Here is a 22150-nt window from a genome sequence, read left to right on the forward strand (position 1 = left end):
GCGGGACTAAGGAGAGCCAATGACGGCTCATATCCAAGGCGAAGCACAGCCTTGCATACGACGCGGATCTCTTCAAACTTTAGAATCGATCCAAATACGAATTTGCAACCATTGCTCCCACATGAACGAAACCTCGTTCATACGCGCCATTTCCCTGAGAAACACGCGTTCCCACGAGTCCCAAGGCGATAGCGCTCGAACACGAAAGGCCCGACTCCCAAAGGAAGCGGGCCCGGCGTGTTTGCGGGTGCCGAATGCGCGTTAGCGCTGCGGGTCGGTCACGCGGCCGAAGAAGATGAGCGCACCCGTGGGGATGTCGCGAATGAAGAAAAAGAAGGGGCGGTTCGCGTTGAAGGCCTTCACGTCGTGGGGCAAGGAGCCTCTGCCCAAGACCACGGCGGTGGCTGCCGCGGCCTCGGTACCGGATTCGTCGACGTTGACGAACGCCTGGTGGAGCACGTCCTGCAACATGAGCGAATCGACATTGCGATTCAGGATGCCCGAGAAATCCGCATTGCCGGAGAAGGCGCTGGCCATGCCCAGACTGGAAAGCGACTCCCGCAAACTCATCGATGCACCGGCAATCTTGAACTTCGGCAGCGACACCCTGACGTTCGCCGGCGCGAGGCCCGAGGTGATCTTTCGATAAACCGAACCATCGAACTCGGACTCGAAGGTCGCCCAGCGGCCTTCCTTCGGCAGCACCACGACCATCGACGTCTCGCCACCCGCGTACGGCAAGTCCACGGCTTGGTAGCCATCGGTTTCAGCGTAGGAAATCTCGGTCAGCTGCGTCATCATGTCGGCGCTTTGGTTCGTGCCGTCGAGGCCCTTGAAGTCTTGTTTGGCCGTGACCTTGGCATCGAACTTCTCGCGCCACTCTGCATTGAAATAAACCGCATTGACGAGCACCATCCGCGTGTCCGCGCCGATCCCCCCCTGCGGGATGAGATCGTTGATGCGGTTTTCCGTCTGGCGGCTCGTCCATTGGTTGATCAGAATGCGCGAAGGCTCCGGCTCACGCGCGAAATCGGTCACGTACATACCGGCGCCGTAATTGCGGGCAAGCGTATCGAGAAATGACTTTTCGAAGGGCGTGCCCGTATTGGCCCAGTTCGAATTGATCACGCGCAGGCGAAAGGGCTGTCCATCTGCGCCCTTTTCACCTTTGCCGCGGCTCGAAAGTGCGAGGTCCACGGCATTCACGGCCGAGTGCAAGGTCTCGGGCGTCTGCGCGAAGTGAAGTGCCTTGGCCATCTCCTGCGCGGTCGTTCCGCGGGCGCCGGCGTAGGTCATGGCCAGCGCCACCGAGATGCTGTGCGGGGAGAAGAACAGATTCTTGCCGCCGAGTGTGGGTGCGGCCGTGCGATAGAAGTCGAATGCGAAGTCGGCATTGGCCGACGTGAGCGCGGCCACGTCGGCGGCGGTCGCCGCCGGCGCCGTATCGCGCGCCAGATCGGACTTCACCATATTCGGCTCGGTGGCGGAGCTATCGTCGCTCCCGCTGCAACCGAGGGACGAGGCGACGAGGGCGAGGAGCATCGACGAAGAAAGGGAAAGAAGAGAGCGCATGAACGAGACCTCCAAAACAAGGGGCATTTGCCCGTGTCCCGGGGCGTTCCGCAAGCCGCATGCCGGGCGGGACAGATCGCGCTTTTCGTGGGAAATGCGGCAAAGCATCGACCTCAGCAATGCCGCCATGGTCCCACTGGCACACCCGTGGCACAGCCCCGCCAGTGCCTCGGCTCAAATGTCGCGGGGTAAACCTAGCATCTCGGCGCTAGCAGCGACGACGCTCTTCACCACCTGCGTTGCGAACTCGAAATTGAGTCGACTCGTATCGTCCACCGTTCCGTTCAAGCAATGATACGCCGGGTTGCGGAAATTTGCCGTGTCGGTGACCATGACCGCCGGATAGCCCTCGGTCCAATAAGGACCATGATCCGAGCGGCGAAGATCGCCGAGCAGAGGATTCAACATGCCCAGCGGCGTGAGTCCCGTGGCAAGGTTGGGGACACCGACTTTCTGCGCGTAGACCGAGAAGACCTCGAGTGCGTGTTCCGTACCCGGATTGCCGAAGGTCGCGATGAAGTTGCCGCGGTTCTTGTTGGCCTTGAGCCATTGCGCCTGCAGCGGCGCTACGAGCTCGATGCCAACGGGGAACGTTTGCGAATTCTCCGCATCGCTCTTGAACGCGATCATCTCGAAGTCGAAAACCGCGTCGATGATATCGTGATTTTGCGTCGATTGTTTGGCGGTGGCGGTCGACCCCTTGTAGCCGGTCTCCTCTTCGTCCCAACACGTGAGTGTCAGTGTGCGGGGGAAGCTGGCGCTGCTCAGAACTCGGGCGGCTTCCAGGGTGCCGGCCACGCCGCTGGCATTGTCGTCCGCACCAGGGCAATTGGCGACGCTATCGTAATGAGCCCCGACGATGATTTGATGGGCCTTGTCCTGTTCCGACGTCCCCGTCTTCACCCCCACGACGTTGGTGCCGGTGGCGTAGTGGCGGCGCTCCACGGTAAAGCCATATTGCTCGAACCGCGTCGCGCAGAGATCCTGCACGGACTGCCACTGAGGGTTGTTCGGCGTTCGCTCCTTTGCAATGGTGGCGACGTCCGCCGTATAGCGTGCTTGATCCACGGTTCGAGCCAGCCCGAACGGAGACGCCACGGGCGGCGCCTCCGTTTCGCGGCGTCCGTGTTGGCTGCCCGTATCGTCCTTGGTGCTTTCGGGGGCCGCTCCGCCTTGATTGCTGCACGCGACGAGAAACGCGACGGCCCAAATGGGATAACGAAAGATCATGCGCCGTTAGATGAGCAATCTTCGTTCCCGCGTCGTGCATCAGGGAATCGTCCCCAGCGTGGAAGCACGCATTCCGGTTGCGGAAGTCATCGTTCCTTGGGACATCACGGACTCGACTTCAAAATGACCTTCGTTTGGTTGATCGCGCGAATCCATTGGATGGATCCATGCTCGAAGTCGCTTTGCCGATCGTTTCCGACGTCGTACTCGTCCGACGTGGGATATCCGAGATGGCCAGCCTCCCAGCCCTCGTCCTTCCACCTGTCGCGAATGGCTCCGCGAACTTCGTGCGCGCCCGTCCCGGAGGTCCAATAGATGGATCCTCGCTCGAACACGTTGTAGCGCCCGTAGCCGTCCGGCGTCGTAAATTCATCGGTGATGGGGTAACCCAGTTCCCCCGTTTCCCATTTCAAGTCTCGCCATTTGTCACGAATCGCGCCGTGCACTTCGTGTGCATCCGTCGATTCCGTCCAGTAGATGGAACCGCGCTCGAAAACGTTGTAGCGCCCCCGGGTGTCCGGGGTCGTGAGCTCGTCCGTCAGCGGAACTCCGAGCACGGATTCACAACCTCCGAGCGCGCGGTATTTGGCATTGATGGCGCCTTCGACCGCCCCACTTCCTCCGGGACACGTGGTGGAGCCGCCACCGCCCTGCCCCGCCTGACAGGGCAGCGGGACGCCGCGGGCGCCGAGATAATCCACGGGGTCGATCCCGTGAGCGTCGCCTGCACGGTTGTACGTGCGAATGTGCAAGTGCGGTCCCGTCGCCTGGCCCTCTGCGCCAATCAATGCAATGCGATCACCGCCGTTCACGCGGTCCCCGACTTCGACGAAGCGCGTGTGCATGTGTCCATATTCGGTCATGCTGCCATCATCGTGCCGGATCCGGATCCATTGCCCGTAACCCTGGGCAGGACCCGAGGCCGTCACCTCGCCCGCCGCCGTGGCGAAGATTGGCGCACTGAGGGCGCCCCCGATGTCAACGCCGTCATGACCATCGTGGTACCACTGCGTGATCGGGCCCTCTGCGGGACAGAATGCCGTGTCGCCGAATGTACTCGCCTGCTCGGTCGCGAGTTCCTCGTTGCGGCCCGAGGAGCATGCCCCCACGCCAAATAGCAGGGCCATCGCGAGCGGGGGAACATATCCGAATGACGTCATGCCACACCTCCGGGCTGGTCCATCATGGTTTCATCTCGACGGTGGTCTGGTTGCTCTTCTCGTTCCAGGTGATCGACCCTTTTTGGAAGTCGCTCCTGCGGCCCACCGAGACGGTGTATTCATCGGAAATCGGGTAGCCCAGGCTCCCGGCCTCCCAACCGAGGTCCTTCCATTTGTCCCGAATCGCCCCGCGGACGTCGTGCGCGCCGGTAGCCTCCGTCCAATAGATCGATCCATGCTCGAACACGTTGTAGCGCCCTATCGGATCCGGCGTTGGTGTCTCGTCCGAGATGGGATATCCCAGCGCACCCGCCTCCCAACCGACGTCTTTCCATTTGTCTCGAATGGCGCCGTGCACCTCGTGCGCGCCGAGGGCCTCCGTCCAGTAGATCGAGCCGCGGTCGAAGACGCTGTAACGGCCGATGCCGTCGGGCGTCGTGGTTTCATTGCTCCGCGGGACCCCCAGGATCGAGCCGCATCCGCCGAGGGAACGGTACTTCTCCGCGATCATGCCCACGACGGTGCCGCTGCCGCCTTCGCAGGTGATCCCTGTCTGCCCCCAGAAGCCTGCCGGCGTCTCGTCGAGCACTTGTGAAAGCGCATCGTTGTATTGCTGGTAGCGCGGTGCCCAGCAGCTCCAATCGGGGCTTCGGCATCCGTTGTACTCACTCAGTACGGTTTTGATCCACTGGTCGCGAAGCGTCCCATCGTTGATATCGAATCGGTTGATCCACGCTCGCGCTTTCTCGTCGGTCTCGGCGTCCGTCGTGTATGCGGACACTTTGACCATGTTGACCGCGTAATCGATCGCGTGCGCAACCTGGCCATCGATGGTGAGGACGTCTTCTCCGTATCGATGGATGGTGTCCCAATACGTCCCCGCATCGAATTGGAACATGCCCAAGCCGCCTTGCTGCGCGTCGCAGGATCCGTCCCCCGAGCCGGCCATGATCGGGCCGCCTCCACAATCCGGGGAGTTGGGTCCCTGGCATGCCCACGTCAGCTCGGACCAACACATCGCGAGCCCGGCCGACTCGTGCATGGCGATGCCTGCCAGCAAATACGCATTGCCGATTCCGCGCGCATGCGCCGAATCGCGAATTTTTTCGTAACGTGGAAAGCGATCGACACTCGAAAGAGCATCCACGCTGTTTGGCCCGGTCGAAGGCTCTTCACGCGAGCTGCATCCCGGTGCCGCCATCGCGGCGAGCGATACTACGGTGATCGTAACCAGCGACTTCGCGTTGAACGGAATGTGCATAGGCCATTATCCATGCTTGGTTCATGCCATTGTGTGATTGGCGACCGTCGCGCGAGACACCTGGAATCGGCACACGGAAAGATCCGTCGGGGCGAGTTTCTCCAAAATGACTCGCGCGTCGGCCTCGGTACATGGTACATACGATGTATACCATAGCGCGTTGAATGGAGGTCTTCCATGAAGGATACGTAACTTCGCCGTCGATATGCCCCATCATGTGAGACGAAGTCGGATTACCCGGAACCCATGCTTCCTTCTCGCGGAAGAACGCGTTCCGGCGAGTCTCTCAAAACCGCAGGGCCACTCCCCGCGGCATAGGGGATCGGTGCAACGAGGGTGACGTCCACCAAAGGATCGCGCCCGTGACGAGGAATGCAGCCCCCGTGATGATGCTCGCTGTGGCGATATCGGCGGAGCGACCGGCGGCGGCGTGGCCATCGCGCGCTTCGGAGGTGCACCCGGCCGGCTGGCAATGCGCATCGGCGTCGCGCTCCGTCGCGCTTGCGTCGAGTGCAAAACCGGCACCGATTCCGAGGGCCACGATTCCGACCCCCACCGATGCGAGCGAAAGCGTGTGCTGCACCGCCCAGCGTGATGGCGCCTGCGCCGCCGGCAATGGCTCGCGTCGCAGCACCGCAATCCGTTCGTGGGCGGGTGCTGCAACCGGACTTGCGGCCGGCGCAGGCTCCGGCTTGACGCCTCCCAGAGCCGCCGGAATGTCGACGACGACCTGCTTGCAGGCGCCCTCCGCTGGCCCCACGATTTCGACGTGGACGATATAGGGCGCAAATCCGCGACCGCTCGCCTCGAGAATGTGCGTACCGGGATCGATGGGAACGGCCTCACCGCGATCCTCGCGGCGCACGAGCGTTCCGTCGCGACGGAGTTCACCCGCGGTGTCGGGCGCGTGAACGATGAGGCGACAAAGCCGCGGTTCCAACGCTTTTGCGCGCTCGCGCGCGATGGCCTCCCGCTTCGTTTCGCCCTGCCGCAGGGCCATGGCGGCGGCCTCGCGGTAATGGAGCCAACCGCTCGCCGTGCGGCCGGTGCGAACGAAGCACTCCGAGAGATTCAGCAAGGTTCCGAGGGCGGGATCCAGCCGATAACTCGTCTCGAGCTTCGGACATGCTTCTTCGAAATGCCCCTCTTTCATGAGCCTGCGCGCATCGCTGAACGCCGCTTCGGCAGCCATGGCATCCCCCGGAGTGACATCGCCGGCGCGCGCCATCGCCGTGGCGCTCGTGCACGAAAGAATCAATGAAAGAACGACATACTGCCTGGGCAACAAATTCATCTTCGGTCCTCGAAATACGTCTCGTCGCCGCGGGGGCGCTCGGATGCTTGCGGCGGACGCGCAGACACCTGCGGCGGACGCACCGTGGACCGCGCCGGCGCGGACGACTTGCGAGGCGGCGAGGGTGCGGCCGATCCGGCCTGCCCGGACGCGACTCCCGGCTCGGACCTGGCGACGCCCGCATCGGGCGTGGCAGCTTCCGCCGGTGTGACGACGGGTGCGCCGGCATCCTCTCGCTTCAACGTCATGGCCGCCAACGCCGGCGCGGCGATCACCACCGCGGCCAGAGCCATCCACGGCTTGCCTCGCCGGGCGGGCTCGGCGTGGGTCATGACGGCCACGGTCGGCTGCATCGCCAACGATAGCCGCATATCCGCCGTAACCCGACTCGATGCATCGGATTCATCCACGTTGAACCAGGCGGCTTCGACATGTTCCGCGAATGTCGCCGCATCCGCGAAGCGAGCTTCGGGTCGCGTGGACAGGGCTTCGAGCATCGCGGCCGTCAATCCGGGCGAGACTCCGGATAGGCTCGGATTCGCGGGGTTGAGCCGCTGACGCACGTCGCTTCCCGAGCTCCACGGAAGGCGGCCCACCAGCACGATGTAAAGCAGCACACCGAGCTCGTAGACGTCGGACGCCACGCTCGCCGGCTCACCGAAGAATCGCTCCGGAGCCATGTACGCAGGCGTCCCCCGAATGCGGCCTTCCTCCGTGGTCGTCGAACGCTCCGAGTGCATGTCGCGCGCAATGCCGAAGTCCAACAACACCGGATTGCCATCGACGAGAAATACATTCTCCGGTTTGATATCGCGATGAATCATTCCCGCCATGTGCACGGCGTGCACGGCACCGGCGAGCTTCGTGAATACCCGGACGCCTTCGTCGGGCGGCATGCGGCCGCGTTCGAGTCGCGCGGCTAGGCTTTCGCCGCGCAGACGCGGCATGAGCAGGTACGGGCAGCCATTCGCCAGCGCACCCGCGCCGAGAACGCTCACCAAGCCCGCGTGCGCGACGCGACGCATGCGCTCGGCCTCACCGAGGAAACGCTCGCGCTCACGCTCGGTAATATCGATATCGGGGTGCAACACTTTGATGGCGAGAGGCTCGGCCAGGTCATCATCGACCCGGCGAATTTCGTGAACCACCCCCGTGCCACCGCGCCCGAGCTCCTTGGTCACCCGGTATTGGACCGATTCGAGCTCCAACACGTCGCCAGCCGTGATCATTCGTCTCCCTGCGAATCACGGTGACGAAGTCCCGCGCGCTCCAAAACACGGTACAAATATTTGCGCTCGATCTTGGCCATACGCGCGGCCTCGGACAAATTGGACCCCGAACGGTGCAAAAGATCGGTGCAATAGTCTCGATCGAACCGCGTGAGCAATGCCTCTTTGGCCTCGAGGTAGGGTACGTCCGCAAGCACGGCCGGCTCTCGCGGTGATCCTTCGGAACGAAGGAGAATGGGCATGTCGCGAAATTTCGCGCCGGGCACGGCGAGGGCTACGGCACGCGCCACGACATTGCGAAGCTCGCGCACGTTGCCGGGCCACGCATACCGGAGAAGCCGTTCGAGCTGCGGGCCCTCGATGTCGGCGTCACTCGATCCATTCGCACGCAAAAGCGCGCGCACCAGAACGGGAATATCGTCTTTGCGCTGACGCAAGGCAGGGAGGTGAACCTCCACGACGGCAAGTCGATAATACAAATCACCACGGAAGTTCCCGGCGCCGACGTCGCTCCACAGATCGCGGTGGGTGGCTGCCACGAAGCGCACGTCGTAGCGCTCGGCCGCACGGGCACCGAGCGGGGTGACCTCGCTGCGTTCGAGGAGGCGCAGGAGCTTCGGCTGCAGGGCAAGGGGAAGATCGCCAATCTCGTCGAGAAAGAGCGTGCCGCCGTGCGCCGCCGCAAATGCCCCGGCGTGATCGCGATGGGCACCGGTAAAGGCGCCCTTTTTATGGCCAAAGAGCTCACTTTCGATGAGCGTCGTGCTGGCGGCCCCGCAATCGAACACGACGAAGGGCCCACCGCGGCGCGGACTGCTCTCGTGAAGCGCGCGCGCCGCCAGCTCCTTGCCCGTGCCGCTTTCGCCCAGCAGAAGAATCGGCGCACTCGATTGGCTGGCGCGCTCCAAAATAGCAAAAACCCGGCGCATGGGTTCGCTGGAACCCGATAAGTCACCAAAGGACGTGGCATTACTTGGAGTAATATCGAGCGAGTCTTCTTCTGGAAGAAGCTGGACGAGGGAATTGCCAATTCCCAGTGTGGCGCCCGCAGGTGCAATGACGCGTGTGATGCGGGTGCCGTCCAGCCAGGTCCCGTTGCGGGAACCGAGATCGCACACCTCGAAGCCTTGGTCGACCGGAACGATGGTCGCATGCTTCCGCGATACGGCCGGGTCCTCGAGCCGCACATCGCACGAAGAATCGGCGCCCACGAGAACGCCGGCCGCGGGTAGGGTGACCAAACGCGCCCTGACGAGCGGTTCCGATGCGCCGACGATGCGCACGCGATTTCCGCGCTGCCCGGAAACGCGTTCGATGAAATTGGTGATTCGCTGAATCATGAGACGATGGCAGGATGCTAGGAAGCTATGGACTCGCGTACGCGTAGAGGTACGGCGTGATATACCGCATTCTTCCTTCGTCAAGCATCCGACGAACGGTGGAAATCGTTTTAGCCTCGATAGGGATCGTTGCGAGCACAGTCGATTGCCGCGCCATTCTGGGCATCGAAGATGACGCCCCACTTCTCCCTCCGAACTTCGATGGCGGTGTTCACCCCGTCGGCGAGCAACGCTTCGACGATGGGGGACGCTCGGACGAGGCCGATGGCGGCGCCGACGGAGGCACTGGCAGCAGTAGCTCCGAAAACGTCGATCGAACGGAGCCTCAGTGGCCTCTCCCCGTCCTGTCCCCGCCTCCGGCCAATTACGAAGTGACGGACGACACGGTTTTGGACAAGACGACCGGGTTGATGTGGCAGCGGAAAATCGGCAACCAACCGACGAAAAATTGGCCCGAGCCGCCCCGTGTGTGCGCCGCGCTCCAACTCGCCGGATACGACGACTGGCGGCTTCCGACCCGCATCGAGTTCGTGAGCATCATGGATTACGGAGGAAACTCCGATGCCATCAATCGGGACAGGTTCCCACTCGAACCGAATGTTTCGAATTACTCGGCGTACTGGACCATTTCCGCATACGTGGCGAAGCGACGGACGGGAGCCCGCTGGGAAATGGACCCCGTTTCCGGGACGGCCTGGCTCTACGACGAAAACGTCGGGCCGAAGCACTTCCGATGCGTGCGCGGCGGGCGCGTGTCGAGCACCCAGCCGCGTTTCACCGTAGAAGGCACCCTGGTGAGGGATACGCGCACCGGGCTCGTTTGGGAAAAGTCCGCGGGCCCAGCGCAGGACATCACGAGCGCCCGGCACCGTTGCGAGGACCTGAAGCCAGCGGGATATCGCCTTCCCAGCCTGCGCGAGATTCAGACGCTCATCGACGAGCGGCAAACCGAAGTACCGATTTGGTATGACGTATTCGATCCGCCACCGTCGGGCACGTCACCGGTCCTCTGGACCAGCGCGTACGACTCTCGGTCGGAAAAATATGCCTTCATCGACTTTTCGAGCGGCGGCGTCTCCATGAGCCAGAGCGACACGCTCGCGAGCGCGCGCTGCGTGCGCTGACGGGTACGCGAGAACCCAACGACGGGCGCCCAGGGCCCCCAACCCGGACACCGAAATACGAATAGCCGGCGAAAATCGTCGGCCATTTGCGACTTCATCGGATGGCACGGTTGCTGCGATGTACGGGGTCGACGCGCCAGACTTTCGGCGCCTCGAATCGAATACTTTTCAAAATTAGAGGATTGAATGCACCGTCGCACGTCATCCCGAACGCGGCCGATCTGGCTGCTCGTTGCGAGCTTCTCCGCCGGCTGCGGAATACTCGTGCCCTATCCTTCGAGCGAATCGAACGCAACGCAACCTCCGCCCCAAACCGCGCAAGCGACTCCACCTGCCCCGCCAGCGCCTCCTCCGGCGCCCCCGCAGAACACGCCCGCCGTCGAAACGTCGAAATCCGAATTCGAGCACTCGGCCGAAGAACGCGAAGCATTCATCGCCGAGAACACGCAAGGGTACGTCAAAGAGGGCCCGCCCATCTCGAGAAAGCTGGACGGGTTCACGCCCTCGCGCCACAAGGTGCGCCGGGGCAAATGCTACATGATGATCGTTCGCCTCGAATCGGGTGCGAGCTTTTCGCCGCACGCCAAGAAAGGACTTTCCTTCTTCTTCAAGGAAAACGGAGTCGGCGGATCCGGCGGGCCGGGCGTGCACGGTCCGGGCGGCGTGGGCTCGTTGGGTTGTCCTCAAAAGAGCGGCGAGAGCGAATTCGATCTGCACGCCATTTGGGGAAGCGCGGACGACGACACACACCTCCATGATCTCGGCACGGGACCTTTGACCCTGCAACTCATGTCCAAACCCGTGAGCGAAAAGGAGCTGCGTGGCCAGGCGGCGGACGTGGAGGAGCAACACGTGAAGAGTTGCAAGTTCCAATACAAGCGTTGCCTGGAGGGTGAACACGATCCAGGTGGCGTCACGTGCGCGGACGAGTACCAGCGCTGCATGAGGTAGTCGGTCTGAGGCGCGACAAACTGCCGCACCTGCATGGCCGTGCGACTCTGCTAGAGTTCGCCGCCCCAATGGCGACGTTCTCCCGACTTTCCGCCGTACTCCTGGTCGCAACCGCACTATCGGGCTTCGTCGCGTGCGGCAGTGATTCGCACGACGATGACGGCCACACGCACGGCCCGGGCGAGGGTCAAATCGGCCCTCCCTCGGGGGCGACGTGCCCTTCGGGCAGCACGCTCTCGTACGACAATTTCGGGCGCGCGTTCATGGAGTCGTATTGCACGCGGTGCCACAGCAGCACCCTATCGGGCGCCGCGCGCAACGGCGCCCCCGCGTACCATGACTTCGACACGTTGACGGGTGTGCTCAACGTCGCCAACCACGTCGACCAGTACGCCGCATTTGGCCCGAGCTCGAAGAACGAGAAGATGCCGCCGAGCAATCCTCGTCCCTCCACCGACGACCGCACCAAGCTTGGTGAATGGCTCGCCTGCGAGCTCGCGCGCCTGAACGGCCACTGAGTGAGGTAAAACTAAGGAAGATACTTGGTCGCAAGCCGGGGAGTCGAACCCCGCGGGCCTCATCGGCACCCTTCCGAGCCCCGGATCCCCCGGGCCACCTGCGATGCCCGACGACACTGCACGAAGCAGGCCGCGCGAGAAATACGGGCCCGATCGAGGGAGACTGGCATCGCCGCCGCAGGATGCTTGCCAGGGAGCGCAAGGAGATGCGCATGTAGGTGCACCGTTTGCGCAGCCTTGGAGTCACATTTCTGCGGCCGTAGAGCTCATGGTCGGGCAGGCTGCCAGGTGACCCCCGAATCGGTCAGCGGCGCGCAAGGTCGGAGGGTGTGAACCATCGACGCTACGGCTCCTTTTCCACTCGGTAAATCGGGTACAACCGATAGCGCTCGTCCCAATACGGTGTACGCCGATAGAAGAACTCGAGCCGAGCGGCAGAGTCTTTGGCGAACACCGCATCGCTGGCCAGCTTGCTCTCGAATTCCGCTTTGAGCTGCGGATCCTTGGCGAGCATCTGCCGCGCAATGTCTTCGATGACGTAATTTTCGATGTATTCCTTTTGCTCCAAGTGCCCATTGAAAAAGCCCCAGGCGAAAAGGCTGTCGGGCCCCTGCGGATCGAGCAGGTGCACGGCCACCATGGCCTTCGCTTGCTTGGTGGGCACGAACAGGGAAAGCGCGGGGATGTCCCGCGATTCGGGCACCCACTTGCCCTTCGCGGACGCGGTCTGGCGCGCTTCCGAGGACCGCGCGCTCGTCGTCGCCTCGTCGGCGCGAAACACCTCCATGGGCACTGCACGGCGCCCGCCGTCCAAGCGCGTATACGCGATACCATGCGCGTCCAGCTTCTCCGCTACACGCTGTGCGTACGCCGCAGGAACCACGTAGCCAGCCGCGGGAACCTTGGTCGTGACCGTGGGCCGAATCTCATCGTGGAGCGGCACATTCCAAATCTCGGGCCGGCTGGTATCGTATTTCGTCCAGAGCAGACCGGAGATTTCCGACTGCACCCGCTGGTACGCATAACCACGAAATGGATACGTAACGGTATGATCCGTGGTGGTGTAAGCGAGTGGCACCTCGGTCCCGGGGAGGCGGTCCGCGGTTCGCTGGTCGGCGGAGTGCGCGGCATCCATCCAGGTGCGACCTTTGGCCGCCGTTTCGCGGAGCAAACCCACCAGGACGTCTTTGGTGAGCTTGACCCGCGTCGGGTAATCCTTCCAGGAATGCGTTTCGACCAGAATCGCCAAACGGTTGTCCAGCGGACGATAGCCGTGGCTATATCGCGGTGGATAGAGCTGCACACCGAAGCCCGAGGCCGGATTGTCCGTCTCGAGAAGCGTCGGGTAAAAATCGACGGGGAGATGCCCGCCGCTCGATAGCCCCTGCAGCAGCGCATTGCTCAAATTCTTCCCGTGCTCTCGGAGCTCCTCGGTTCCGCCGAGGCGTGGCGCGACATCGATGGAGACATCGTGCTCGAACTTGGCACCATCCGTCACGTGCGTGTCGATATAGAGGATGGGATCCCAATTCTGCATCAAGCGAAGCATCGCCACCATTTCCGGCGCCTCCGCCTTCATGTAGTCGCGATTCAAATTGAGATTGTGCGCCGTCGCGCGAAAACCCGCTTCTTCTGGCCCAATTTGATTGGGACGATTGTTCGGCCCGAAGCGCTCGTGACCGTCGACGTTGAAAACGGGCACGAAGACCACGGTCACGGCGTCGAGAATTTTTCCCATGTCGCCGGCGCCGTCGAGCATGTCGCGCAGCACCAAGAAGCCTGCGTCCTTGCCGTCGATCTCGCCGGCGTGGATACCGCCCTGCACCAGCACCACGGGACGGTCTCTCGAGGTAGCCGGCTCCAAGGTGCTCTTCGCGCCGGCCACGAAGGCCAGCATGGGGCGACCTTCGGGCGTGTCGCCGAATTTGTAGCAGCGAACACGCTCGAGGTAGCGCCGAGGGTACTCGTTGCAAAGCCGCACGACCTCGTCGTATCGGCCCGTTCGCGTAAAGCCGCTCTCCTCCGCCACCGTGACCAGCGAAGGATCGGTCAGCGACGTACCCGACGACGCCGAGCAGGCCAGAGCAAGCAACGCGGTAATCGGAGTAATACCGTGAATGTTTCGACGGCTCGGAAAAGAAAGTGCCATGTCGTCACCATGGTGATGGCGCGAACGCGCGCGCAGGTGTGAATTCCCACTCCACGTTCCCATCGATTGGCGCATCATTCAATGAAAAGCTTGGTTGCGTTCGGTTGAATACCGCACCGACGATGCGCGTCATGGCACAAGCGCGGATGCCGAAATGTCAACGAAGCATGGCTCGGTAGATGTCGCGCGGATCCATTTGTTCGGGCCACGTCGAGCAGCCGCCGTCGTTGATCTCGAGAATCGTATGACCGCCATCCGCGAGACGCGCCACATCGGCCGTGAAAAACGGCGAAGTCAGAATTGTGCCGATATCCGCAAATCGTGACGGCATTTCGAGTTCCGTCTCCACATCGTAATACGGAGCATGCGCGACGAGGTGACCGCTCCAGAAGACCAGGCGATGCTCGTCGGTCACCCGACGCTGCTCCGGCGTCCAACCCGGGAGCGTCGCAAGCTCGAGGTATTTCTTCACGACGAATCCGCGTTCGAAGCGATCGCCGCGGAGCTCGACGAGCCTTTCGCAGATGGCGGCGAAGTCTTCGAAATCCGCACCTCCCGGAACGAAACACGCGCGATGCCATGCTTCCTTGGCGGACTTCACGTGATCTTTCACGATCCACGGCGGCGGGCCGAGCTCCTGCGCGACCTCCCACGCCTCGCGGATGCTTTCGCTCTCCGTCCAGCGAGCCGGCGCCGTGCGTGTTCCGAGCAAAGGAAGATAATTGGGCGCATACGTGGCTTCGGCGAAGCTCTCGGGGTCGACCACCAGCTCTTCGCCGCGCTCTCCAATGGCCTCGTAGAGGGCAGTGTATTCCTCCTCGTTCAACATCCATCCGCGGTAAAGCCAAGTACGCCCCGACGCGCGCGGCAGCCGCTTCAGCGCGCGCTCCGCGTCGCCATCGACCACGAGATCGAGCGGGATGGCAAAGGATTCGATGCCGAGTTCCTCGGCCGCGAGGACTTCGAGCTCGAAGCGATCGTCGGCGTCCGGCGCACGCTGCGGGCGGCCGAACAAAATGCTGAGGTCTTCCATGGGCGCCTCCTTGGTGAGCCGCGGAAGCTAGCCACGGTGCGCGAATTCACCAGTCTCGTAACGAGCGCGCCCATCGTGTATAGATTGAATCGGCAGGGGGCGATTTCTGCGATATCCTCATCTCGATGGACGAGAGCCTTCGCGAGAGCGCCGAAAGGATTCGTTCGCGAATCGAGCACGAGACGCACGACCCTGCGGAGTTCCGCGCCTCGCTCCTGAGCGTTCCGCCGACCGCCCGCGATGCCTGGGTCGATGAGGTATTCGGGCTTCACGAGCTACCTGAAGATGGCCCCGACCTGCCGCGGGGATGCGTTCCTTATATTCCCTGCTCGGTCGATGTCCTGCTGCGGATGGTGGAGCAGGCAGGCGTGTGCCACTCGGACGTGTTCGTGGATATTGGTTCGGGGCTGGGACGTGCGGCCGCATTCGTGCACCTGCTCACGGGGGCTGGCGCGATGGGCGTCGAGATTCAATCCAAGCTCGTCGGCGCCGCACGCGCCCTCGCGGCGCGCCTGCTCCTATCCCGCGTTGCGTGCGTCCAGGGCGATGCGGCGGAACTCACGGGTCTCATCACGCGCGGCTCGGTGTTCTTTCTTTATTGCCCGTTCAGTGGGGAACGTTTGGCCAAGGTGCTGGCTGCGCTCGAGTCCATCGCACGCACGAGAACGATACGCGTGTGCTGCGTCGATTTGACGTTACCACCTTGCCCATGGCTCGCCCTCGAGCCGCCTCGCTCCCCCGACGTGGCGATCTATCGCAGCACGCTGGTCGAAAAAGCGCCCCGCGCCCGCGACTGAAACGCCGGCCCGGCGTGGAAATCCGAATGACTTCCCGATAGAGCATCATTTTTCCAAATGGACTCGGGCCGAACCGCGCATCCATGCGAGACATGAATGAAGGCTTCCTTTTCTTTTGACCCGATGGTCACGCGAACACGCGACGATTCTCCCGCCTGCTCGAAGAAGCGGAGCGAACTCTTCATGGTGCCTCATCGCGCCATGAGCCACTATTGGACCGGCCTCGCGCGCATTTTCGCGAGCTACCGAAACGACAAGCGGTACGGGCTACTGGCGGTCTTCGTGGTGTTCATCGCCCATGCGTGGCGCTACTTCGCCAACGCGCAAACCTCGCAGGTGTACGGCGATGGCTTTTATTCCTGGATCTTCGTCCGCTCCCTGGCGTTCGACGGCGACCTCGATTTCACGAACGACTATGCCGCGTGCGGCGATCCATGGCACGTGGGGGTCGACGAAGGGGGCGGGCGCCCTGCCAATCCGTTTTACTTCGGGCCCGCCGCGCTGCTCGCGCCCGTTTTGTTCATCGCCCGCCACCTCGTGCGCCTTCCGGCGGACGCGCCCGCGTCGTGGCGATCGGCCTGCGGCGGCCCGCTGGTCTTCTACACGGGACTCCTCTCCATCGTCGCGGTGACGCTCGTCGTCTACTTCGGGTACCGGGCCGCCCGTCGCTTCTTCGACGAGGGTGCGTGCGCCATCGCGGTGCTGGCCGTCGGATTCGCGTCGCAGCTCAACGTCAACGGGGCTTTGGTCTGGTGCTACTCGCATTTGTGGGGAGCCTTCGGCGTCTCGCTCACGGTCTTCCTCGTCGTACGCTTTTGGGAAGCGCCCTCCGTCGGGCGGGCGATCGCCGCCGGTGCGGCTTGCGGCCTTGCCTTTCTCATCCGCCCCGCCGAGATCTTGTTCGCGTGCACGTTCGCCGGCGCCGTTGCCGACCACGCCATCCGCGGAGGCTTTCGCCGCACGCTACCCACGGCGGCCAAGCACACCCTGGCGTTCGGCGTTGCGCTCATCGGCGTAGCGTCCGTGCAGTTCTGGGTGCACGCCAAGTTGTATGGCTTTCCGTTCGTCATTCCCCAAGGAAAGCTCTATGTGCAGCTCACGCACGCACATCCGTTCCTCCTGCTGTTCGCGGCCCGTTCTGGTCTTTTGTATTGGACGCCGCTCATGTGGCTCGCGCTGATTGGCTTGCCGCTCCTCGTCCGCCCGAAAGGCTCGCGCTTTCTCTTCGTGGGTCTCGTCGTCGCGACATGCCTTCACCATTACGTGGCATCGGCGGCGCTCGCGTGGACGGGAGGGGCGACGGCGGGCGCGCGTATCCAAACGTCGCTCGTGGGGCCGTTCGTTCTTTCGACGGCGGCCTGCATGGCGCCGTGTTTGCGCTGGCTGGAGCGCCGAGACTGGACGCGGAGCGCCGGAGTGCTCGTCACGGTCGCCATGCTTCCGTGGGCGCTGGTCACGTGGAGCGTCCCTACATCGGGGGTCCCCAACGACCGCGCCGTGCCCGCGCCCGAGCTTTATGGAACCGCAGCCCGCGGAACGATGAATACGATTTATGAGTCGATAGGAAATCCGTGGACGTTGCCCGCCACGATTCCCTTTGCGCTGCGCTACCGGTTTGCGCCCAAAGTATTCGACATCGTCGCCACGGACGGGATCTTCCAGAAGCAGTACCGCACGATGGAGCCGATGGGGACGGACACCCTTTCATTCGCGTCCCCGCCCTCGGGCTATTTCGGTGTCGGGTACGAGAAGGCCGACCAGGGAGCCCTCATCAGGCCGGGCCGCCGGATGCGCAGCCTCTTCGCGCTCTATTGGCCTTGGGTCACCCATATTCATCTTTCTCTCGCCACCGACGGCCGCCGCCCCGCCAATGTCACCCTTCGTACGGGAAGCTTTTTCCGCCGGTACAACATCGGATCGGTCCGCGTCGACAACACCACCGAGGTGGACTTGCCCGTGCCCAAGAACGCTTTCGATTCGGGCATCAACGAACTGCTCGTCGAAACGGATGCGCCGGTCACATTGAAGGCCATTCGCTTCATCGATCAGGGAACGCACGACACGCGCATCCGTGCATTCTGACGTCCGGAAATCCTCGCGACGTCGCGAGAATCGCGCGCATGTCATTTGACGTCATTTGGAGAGGGCGCCCCCACGACGCAATCTCCAAGGCATGGCAACGAACATGCGAGCGAAGGCCCTGGCTGCCTTGATGACTGCGCTATTTTTGGGCCTTCTCGGGGGCTGCTTCTCCAGCACCGCCAAGGCGGGCGAGAACTGCAACAGCGACTTCTCCGGCCCCAAGGAATGCGAAGATGGCTACTTCTGCGACAGCCATTCCTGGACGTGCAAACCCGACTATTACAACTCCTGGTACCCGCCGCCGGTTCAGGATGCAGGTGCGACCGACGCCGATTCGGGCTCGTCATCGGTCGCAGACGGCGGAAACTGCCGTGACTAGCGCACGCGTGTCACGCCGTAGAGGAATCCGGGCGCCGTCAGGGCGCGCTTCGGGCCTCCTGCGGCGGTGAGCTCGATGAGCGTGGTGGAGGAGTTGTCCGACTTCGACTCGGTGCCGTACACGCGATTGTCGACTTTGAACCAGAGAACGTCGGCCGTGCCGGATGGAACGTCGGCGAGCCGCTCTGCCTTCGCCGTGGTCACGTCCCAACGCAACCACTGCCACACGGGTTGGCCCGTGAGCTTCCAGGTCTGATCGTCCGGCTTCACCGTGCCCGCACTCTCGTCGAACGCGCGCAGGAACATGCTATTGCCACCGGCGGGGATCGGCTCGCCGACGATTTGCGCGGACGTGATATCGGAGAGGTTGGCCACGTAGCCGGGATCGAACGCGTCCGCGCCAGCCTTGATGCGCAAGGAGCAGGGCGCCGTGGACAGCCGACCGAGTTTATGAGCCGCGGCAGCGAGCGCGGAGCTCGTGAAGTACGTGTCGCCCGAGTCCATGAGGACCGGCGTGGTGATTCCTCCGCAACGATGGTCCACGTCGACACGGGAAACCGTATCCGTCGCGGTGTCGAGCACCACCAAACCGGTTTCGCCCAGCACCTTGTCGCCTTGCTGCCAGTCGAACCAGCCGACGGTGAAGATGACCTTCCCGTCCCGCATGGTTGCCCCATAGCCATAGACCGAGAGGTATCCATTGCGCGCCGTTTCCGGCAGCTTGATCGTGCGTTCGACGGTCATCGCCGTGGGGTTGATGACGATGATCTGCTGGCCCTCGGGATCGGGGTAATAGACCTTCGTGGGGGAGACGACATAGAGCGTGTCCCAGAGCTTCAGCACACCCTGCGGCTGCAGACTGATCCTCTCTTGCTGCACGAGCTTGCGATCGTTGCTCAACGTGTAGCGGGTGAAAGTCGCTTTCTCGGCGTCTCCGACCGCGAACCATCCGAGCCCCGGAATGGAATAGAGCGTCGCCGAGCCGCCGATCTCCAGGGCCTTGCTCGGATCGATCGTCGTCGCTTGGTCGAGGGAGGGCACCACGTGGACGTACGACGTCGTCAGGGTATCGTTCCAAACGCGGGTGCCGACCAGATAGGCAGGGCTGGTATCACCCCCGTCGGGCCCACCACCGCCACCCGAGGAATCGTCCTTGCCGCATGCGGAGACACCCGACGCGGTAAGAAGCGCGGCGAGGATGGCAATCCGCTTTACGTTGGTCATCGATTTCATGGCTGTTCCCTTTGCGGAGTTCAGAATTCCGCGGTTGTCTTGAAATAGAAGGCTCTGCCCGGCCGCTGAACGCCAATGAAGTCGTAGGCCGGTTCGTTGGTCAGATTCTGCACTTCGCCGGTAAAGCTCAAGATGTACGGGTTACCGCGAACGAGGTAGGTGAGTGCAAGCGAGTGCAAGAGCTGCGAGGGGACGACTTCTTTGGACTCGCGCGAACCGAGGCTCTCCCAGCTGCGATAAAACTCGTGCACGTAACGGGTATTCCACACGAGCGCAATCTCGTCATTGGAAGCCGCCACGCGGCGAAATTGGACGCGCGCCGAGCCATTGCCCATCAGGTAAGGGCGATTTGGGATACGGTCGCCGTCGTTGCCGAATGTTCCCTCGCTCGAGGTGTTGCGAAAATCGAGGTACGTAAAGTTGCCATCGAGTGCGAGGTATTCACCCGGCGAGGTCCAGCCCGCCGTCGCTTCGGCCCCCAAAGAGCGTGCGCTCAAAACGTTCTCGTACCGGGAGTTGCGATCGCTGCCGCGCAAGACGATGAGTTGATCGGTCTCGCGCAGAAAACCGTTCACATCGAACCGCCAGGCTCCGACGCGGGTCTCGAGGCCGTCGACGGTAAAGCCGATATTGACGTTGTGACTCGTCTCGGGCTGCAGGCCGAGGTTTGCCACGATGAGCGAGCCGTTGCCGAACACTTCCTCGGGGTTTGGTAAGCGCGTGGCAAGCTCGTACGAAGCCTTGCCGTAGAGCCAAGGCACGAAACGATACCGGAGCGCATTGCCGACACCAAAGCGATGCGTGTCGCGGTCGTAGCGGCGTATGAACCCTCCCGGTACGGGCTCCTCCGTCCGCGCGATTTGAAGATAGTCTTTGACGAAAGCGATGTTTTCCAAACGGTCGCCAAAGCCGTCGATTTGGTATTCGATGCCGCTGACGAGTCCGAACAGATCGCGCTGGGATGCAAACCGATCGGGCCCGGTGGGGTCCAATCCACGCCGATCGTCCCCCTTGCGCGTGACATACGTGGGCGCGAGCGAGAGCCGAAGGACGTGCTGCGGGTGAAGCTGCCAACTGGCGTTCAGCCGGCCAAAACCCGTGTGCTGAATGTCGAGGATATCGTGCGGAATCCCTTCGACCTCACCGGCGAAAGTCCGTGTGGTCGTACACTGCCCAAACCAATTGTAATTACATTGGCTCACGTCCCGGAACGACCGCCGGTTTTGCGTATAGCCGCCGACGAAGCTGATCGAGACGTTCTTGGCAAATGTGTTCTCGTAGCGAAGCGTCGCACCCGCCGTGAGCTCGCCGTATTCGACCTCTCCGTACGGTCTACCCATGACGATGCTGTGCTGCACCTCCTTCGAGTAATCCGTTACGAAGGCGCGCAACAGGAGGCGTTTCGCCCAAGGGCGATTGACGAAGCCCGTCTCGACGCTGCCACCCGTAGCCCGGTAGGCGTCGTGGAACCGATCCACGCGTACGGGCGCGAGCCGGCCGTTCGCGGCGGCCTCCTCGACGTCGACGGGATAGTCATTTTTGGCATAATCGTGAAATGCGGTGACACGCGTAAAGCTGCCCGTGGGCTCATCGAGCGTGTGCCCACTGAAGGTAAGTCGGTGCGTGCCAAACGAACCCACCTGATAGGACGCGGCGGCGTGCGTTCCACGCACTTCGGTGTCGGTCCGCAAATTGACTACACCACCCAGGGCGTCCGCACCAAAGCGGATGGGAACGACGCCGCGGTAGATCTCGACGCGTTCGACGAGGTTCAACGGAACGTTCGCGACGCCAAATGGATAGCCCGCGAGCTCGAGCGGAATGCCATCCACCAAAAAGCGGATCTGGTCGTCGGTGAGGCCATTGAGCGATAGGCGCGTTCCCGATCCGAGCCCGCCGCCGCGCCGCACGCTGATGCCCCCGGAGCGCGCGAGCACCTCCCCGAGATCCGCAGACTCCCGCTGCGCCTGTTCCAGCTCGATGACCTTCACGGCCTGCGCGGACTGCCGCAGCCGCGCCACTTCGGAGAGGCCCTTGACCTTGACCTCGACGGGGGCCTCCGTCGCTGCCGGAGGCTTCGGCGCCGGCGCACCCGGCGCTTGTTCGGCGGGGGGCGCGGGCGGCTCGGGCTCGGGAGGCAGCCGGAACTCGTACGTGTACAAGATGCGGGCGGCGACCGGCTTGTCACCGCGTCGTGCCGGAGAGAAACGGAAACGGAGCGCGGCGCTTCGAGCTGCCTCGTCGAAGCCATGGCCCGCGGGCTCGGTCACGTCGGCGTCGATAACCAGGCCTTCCCTGTCGAGCGTCAACCGCAGCACCACACGTCCCTCCCGTCTGGCCGCAAGGGCAGCGGGTGGGTATTCGGCTTCGACGAACCCGACGAGCTCCGGCGGCTGCACGGTCGCCGCCCCTGCCCCATCGGAGGCACCCGCAGACCCGGCATTCTGCGCCAAAGCCACACCGGCCCCGCCGAGGCTGAACGCGCAGAAACTCGCCACAAGGGCCGCAGGAAAGCGGAAGTCGGTGATGCACTTGGTCATAGTCGGCCGGCCGTGCAGGGCCTCTCTAAGGTGCGAATGATTCTTATTTGCTGGGAATAACAAGAAAGAAGAGAAATCGGGCTCCGTATCGGTCGTCCGAAATAAACCGCGCATACCGCGGCGCCAAGGGTTGGGTCAATTGCGAAGGCTCATGGGGTGCGGGAGGGGATGGTGGGGCTCGTCATCGAAGAGCGATGTCGGAGTGACAGTCGGGCGAATCATCGAATCCTAGACCTTTCACCGTTGACAGTTGAGAGTG

General features: G+C 63.0%; 17 protein-coding genes. 6 read left to right on the forward strand and 11 right to left on the reverse strand.

From position 1 onward, the window contains the following. Positions 1–261 precede the first annotated feature (261 nt). The 7 genes from LZC95_34375 to LZC95_34405 form a co-directional block, all read right to left on the reverse strand. Positions 262–1572: a serpin family protein gene (locus tag LZC95_34375; protein ID WXA91532.1), complete on the reverse strand. Its 1311-nt coding sequence runs from the start codon at positions 1570–1572 to the stop codon at positions 262–264. A gap of 174 nt (positions 1573–1746) precedes the next feature. Continuing rightward, positions 1747–2802 carry a M20/M25/M40 family metallo-hydrolase gene (locus LZC95_34380; protein ID WXA91533.1) on the reverse strand — a complete coding sequence of 352 codons (1056 nt, stop codon included), beginning with the start codon at positions 2800–2802 and terminating at the stop codon, positions 1747–1749. A 104-nt stretch (positions 2803–2906) separates the two neighbouring features. Beyond that, positions 2907–3962, reverse strand: a complete 1056-nt coding sequence (locus tag LZC95_34385) for a peptidoglycan DD-metalloendopeptidase family protein (GenBank protein WXA91534.1) — start codon at positions 3960–3962, stop codon at positions 2907–2909. 22 nt (positions 3963–3984) lie between these two features. After that, positions 3985–5223, reverse strand: coding sequence for a hypothetical protein (locus tag LZC95_34390; GenBank protein WXA91535.1), 1239 nt, complete (start codon positions 5221–5223; stop codon positions 3985–3987). A 286-nt stretch (positions 5224–5509) separates the two neighbouring features. Next, positions 5510–6517 carry a hypothetical protein gene (locus LZC95_34395; GenBank protein ID WXA91536.1) on the reverse strand — a complete coding sequence of 336 codons (1008 nt, stop codon included), beginning with the start codon at positions 6515–6517 and terminating at the stop codon, positions 5510–5512. Then, entirely contained in the window at positions 6514–7746 is a 1233-nt protein-coding gene (locus tag LZC95_34400) for a protein kinase (protein ID WXA91537.1), read from the reverse strand. The genes LZC95_34395 and LZC95_34400 overlap by 4 nt, the downstream gene beginning before the upstream one ends. After that, complete coding sequence (locus LZC95_34405) at positions 7743–9086, reverse strand: sigma 54-interacting transcriptional regulator (GenBank protein WXA91538.1); 1344 nt, start codon at positions 9084–9086, stop codon at positions 7743–7745. Before LZC95_34405 ends, LZC95_34400 begins: the two co-directional genes overlap by 4 nt. A 98-nt stretch (positions 9087–9184) precedes the next feature. Between LZC95_34405 and LZC95_34410 the strand changes: the two genes are divergently transcribed. From LZC95_34410 to LZC95_34420, 3 genes are all read left to right on the forward strand, one after another. After that, a complete protein-coding gene (locus LZC95_34410; protein WXA91539.1) occupies positions 9185–10210 on the forward strand; it encodes a DUF1566 domain-containing protein in 1026 nt (341 codons plus the stop codon). A 186-nt stretch (positions 10211–10396) separates the two neighbouring features. Then, positions 10397–11161: a hypothetical protein gene (locus LZC95_34415; GenBank protein ID WXA91540.1), complete on the forward strand. Its 765-nt coding sequence runs from the start codon at positions 10397–10399 to the stop codon at positions 11159–11161. A 68-nt stretch (positions 11162–11229) separates the two neighbouring features. Next, entirely contained in the window at positions 11230–11679 is a 450-nt protein-coding gene (locus tag LZC95_34420) for a hypothetical protein (protein ID WXA91541.1), read from the forward strand. Between the two features lie 343 nt (positions 11680–12022). On the opposite strand, the gene LZC95_34425 is transcribed toward LZC95_34420, so the two are convergent. After that, complete coding sequence (locus LZC95_34425; protein WXA91542.1) at positions 12023–13828, reverse strand: peptidase M14; 1806 nt, start codon at positions 13826–13828, stop codon at positions 12023–12025. A 157-nt stretch (positions 13829–13985) separates the two neighbouring features. Next, a complete protein-coding gene (locus LZC95_34430; GenBank protein ID WXA91543.1) occupies positions 13986–14861 on the reverse strand; it encodes an ATP-grasp domain-containing protein in 876 nt (291 codons plus the stop codon). Between the two features lie 125 nt (positions 14862–14986). Here LZC95_34430 and LZC95_34435 point away from each other — a divergent pair, with 125 nt between their 5' ends. From LZC95_34435 to LZC95_34445, 3 genes are all read left to right on the forward strand, one after another. Beyond that, positions 14987–15658 carry a hypothetical protein gene (locus LZC95_34435; protein ID WXA91544.1) on the forward strand — a complete coding sequence of 224 codons (672 nt, stop codon included), beginning with the start codon at positions 14987–14989 and terminating at the stop codon, positions 15656–15658. Positions 15659–15859: 201 nt separating this feature from the next. Continuing rightward, entirely contained in the window at positions 15860–17740 is a 1881-nt protein-coding gene (locus LZC95_34440) for a glycosyltransferase family 39 protein (GenBank protein ID WXA91545.1), read from the forward strand. 103 nt (positions 17741–17843) lie between these two features. Beyond that, complete coding sequence (locus tag LZC95_34445) at positions 17844–18119, forward strand: hypothetical protein (protein WXA91546.1); 276 nt, start codon at positions 17844–17846, stop codon at positions 18117–18119. Here LZC95_34445 and LZC95_34450 read toward each other — a convergent pair. Both LZC95_34450 and mxcH read right to left on the reverse strand, forming a co-directional pair. Continuing rightward, positions 18116–19351, reverse strand: coding sequence for a hypothetical protein (locus LZC95_34450; GenBank protein ID WXA91547.1), 1236 nt, complete (start codon positions 19349–19351; stop codon positions 18116–18118). The two genes, LZC95_34445 and LZC95_34450, sit on opposite strands and share 4 nt — an antisense overlap. A 20-nt stretch (positions 19352–19371) precedes the next feature. Further along, positions 19372–21891 carry a TonB-dependent siderophore myxochelin receptor MxcH gene (gene mxcH / locus LZC95_34455; protein WXA91548.1) on the reverse strand — a complete coding sequence of 840 codons (2520 nt, stop codon included), beginning with the start codon at positions 21889–21891 and terminating at the stop codon, positions 19372–19374. Positions 21892–22150: the final 259 nt, after the last annotated feature.

The organism is Sorangiineae bacterium MSr12523 (assembly GCA_037157775.1).
Taxonomy (GTDB): Bacteria; Myxococcota_A; Polyangia; order Polyangiales; family Polyangiaceae; genus Pendulispora; species Pendulispora brunnea.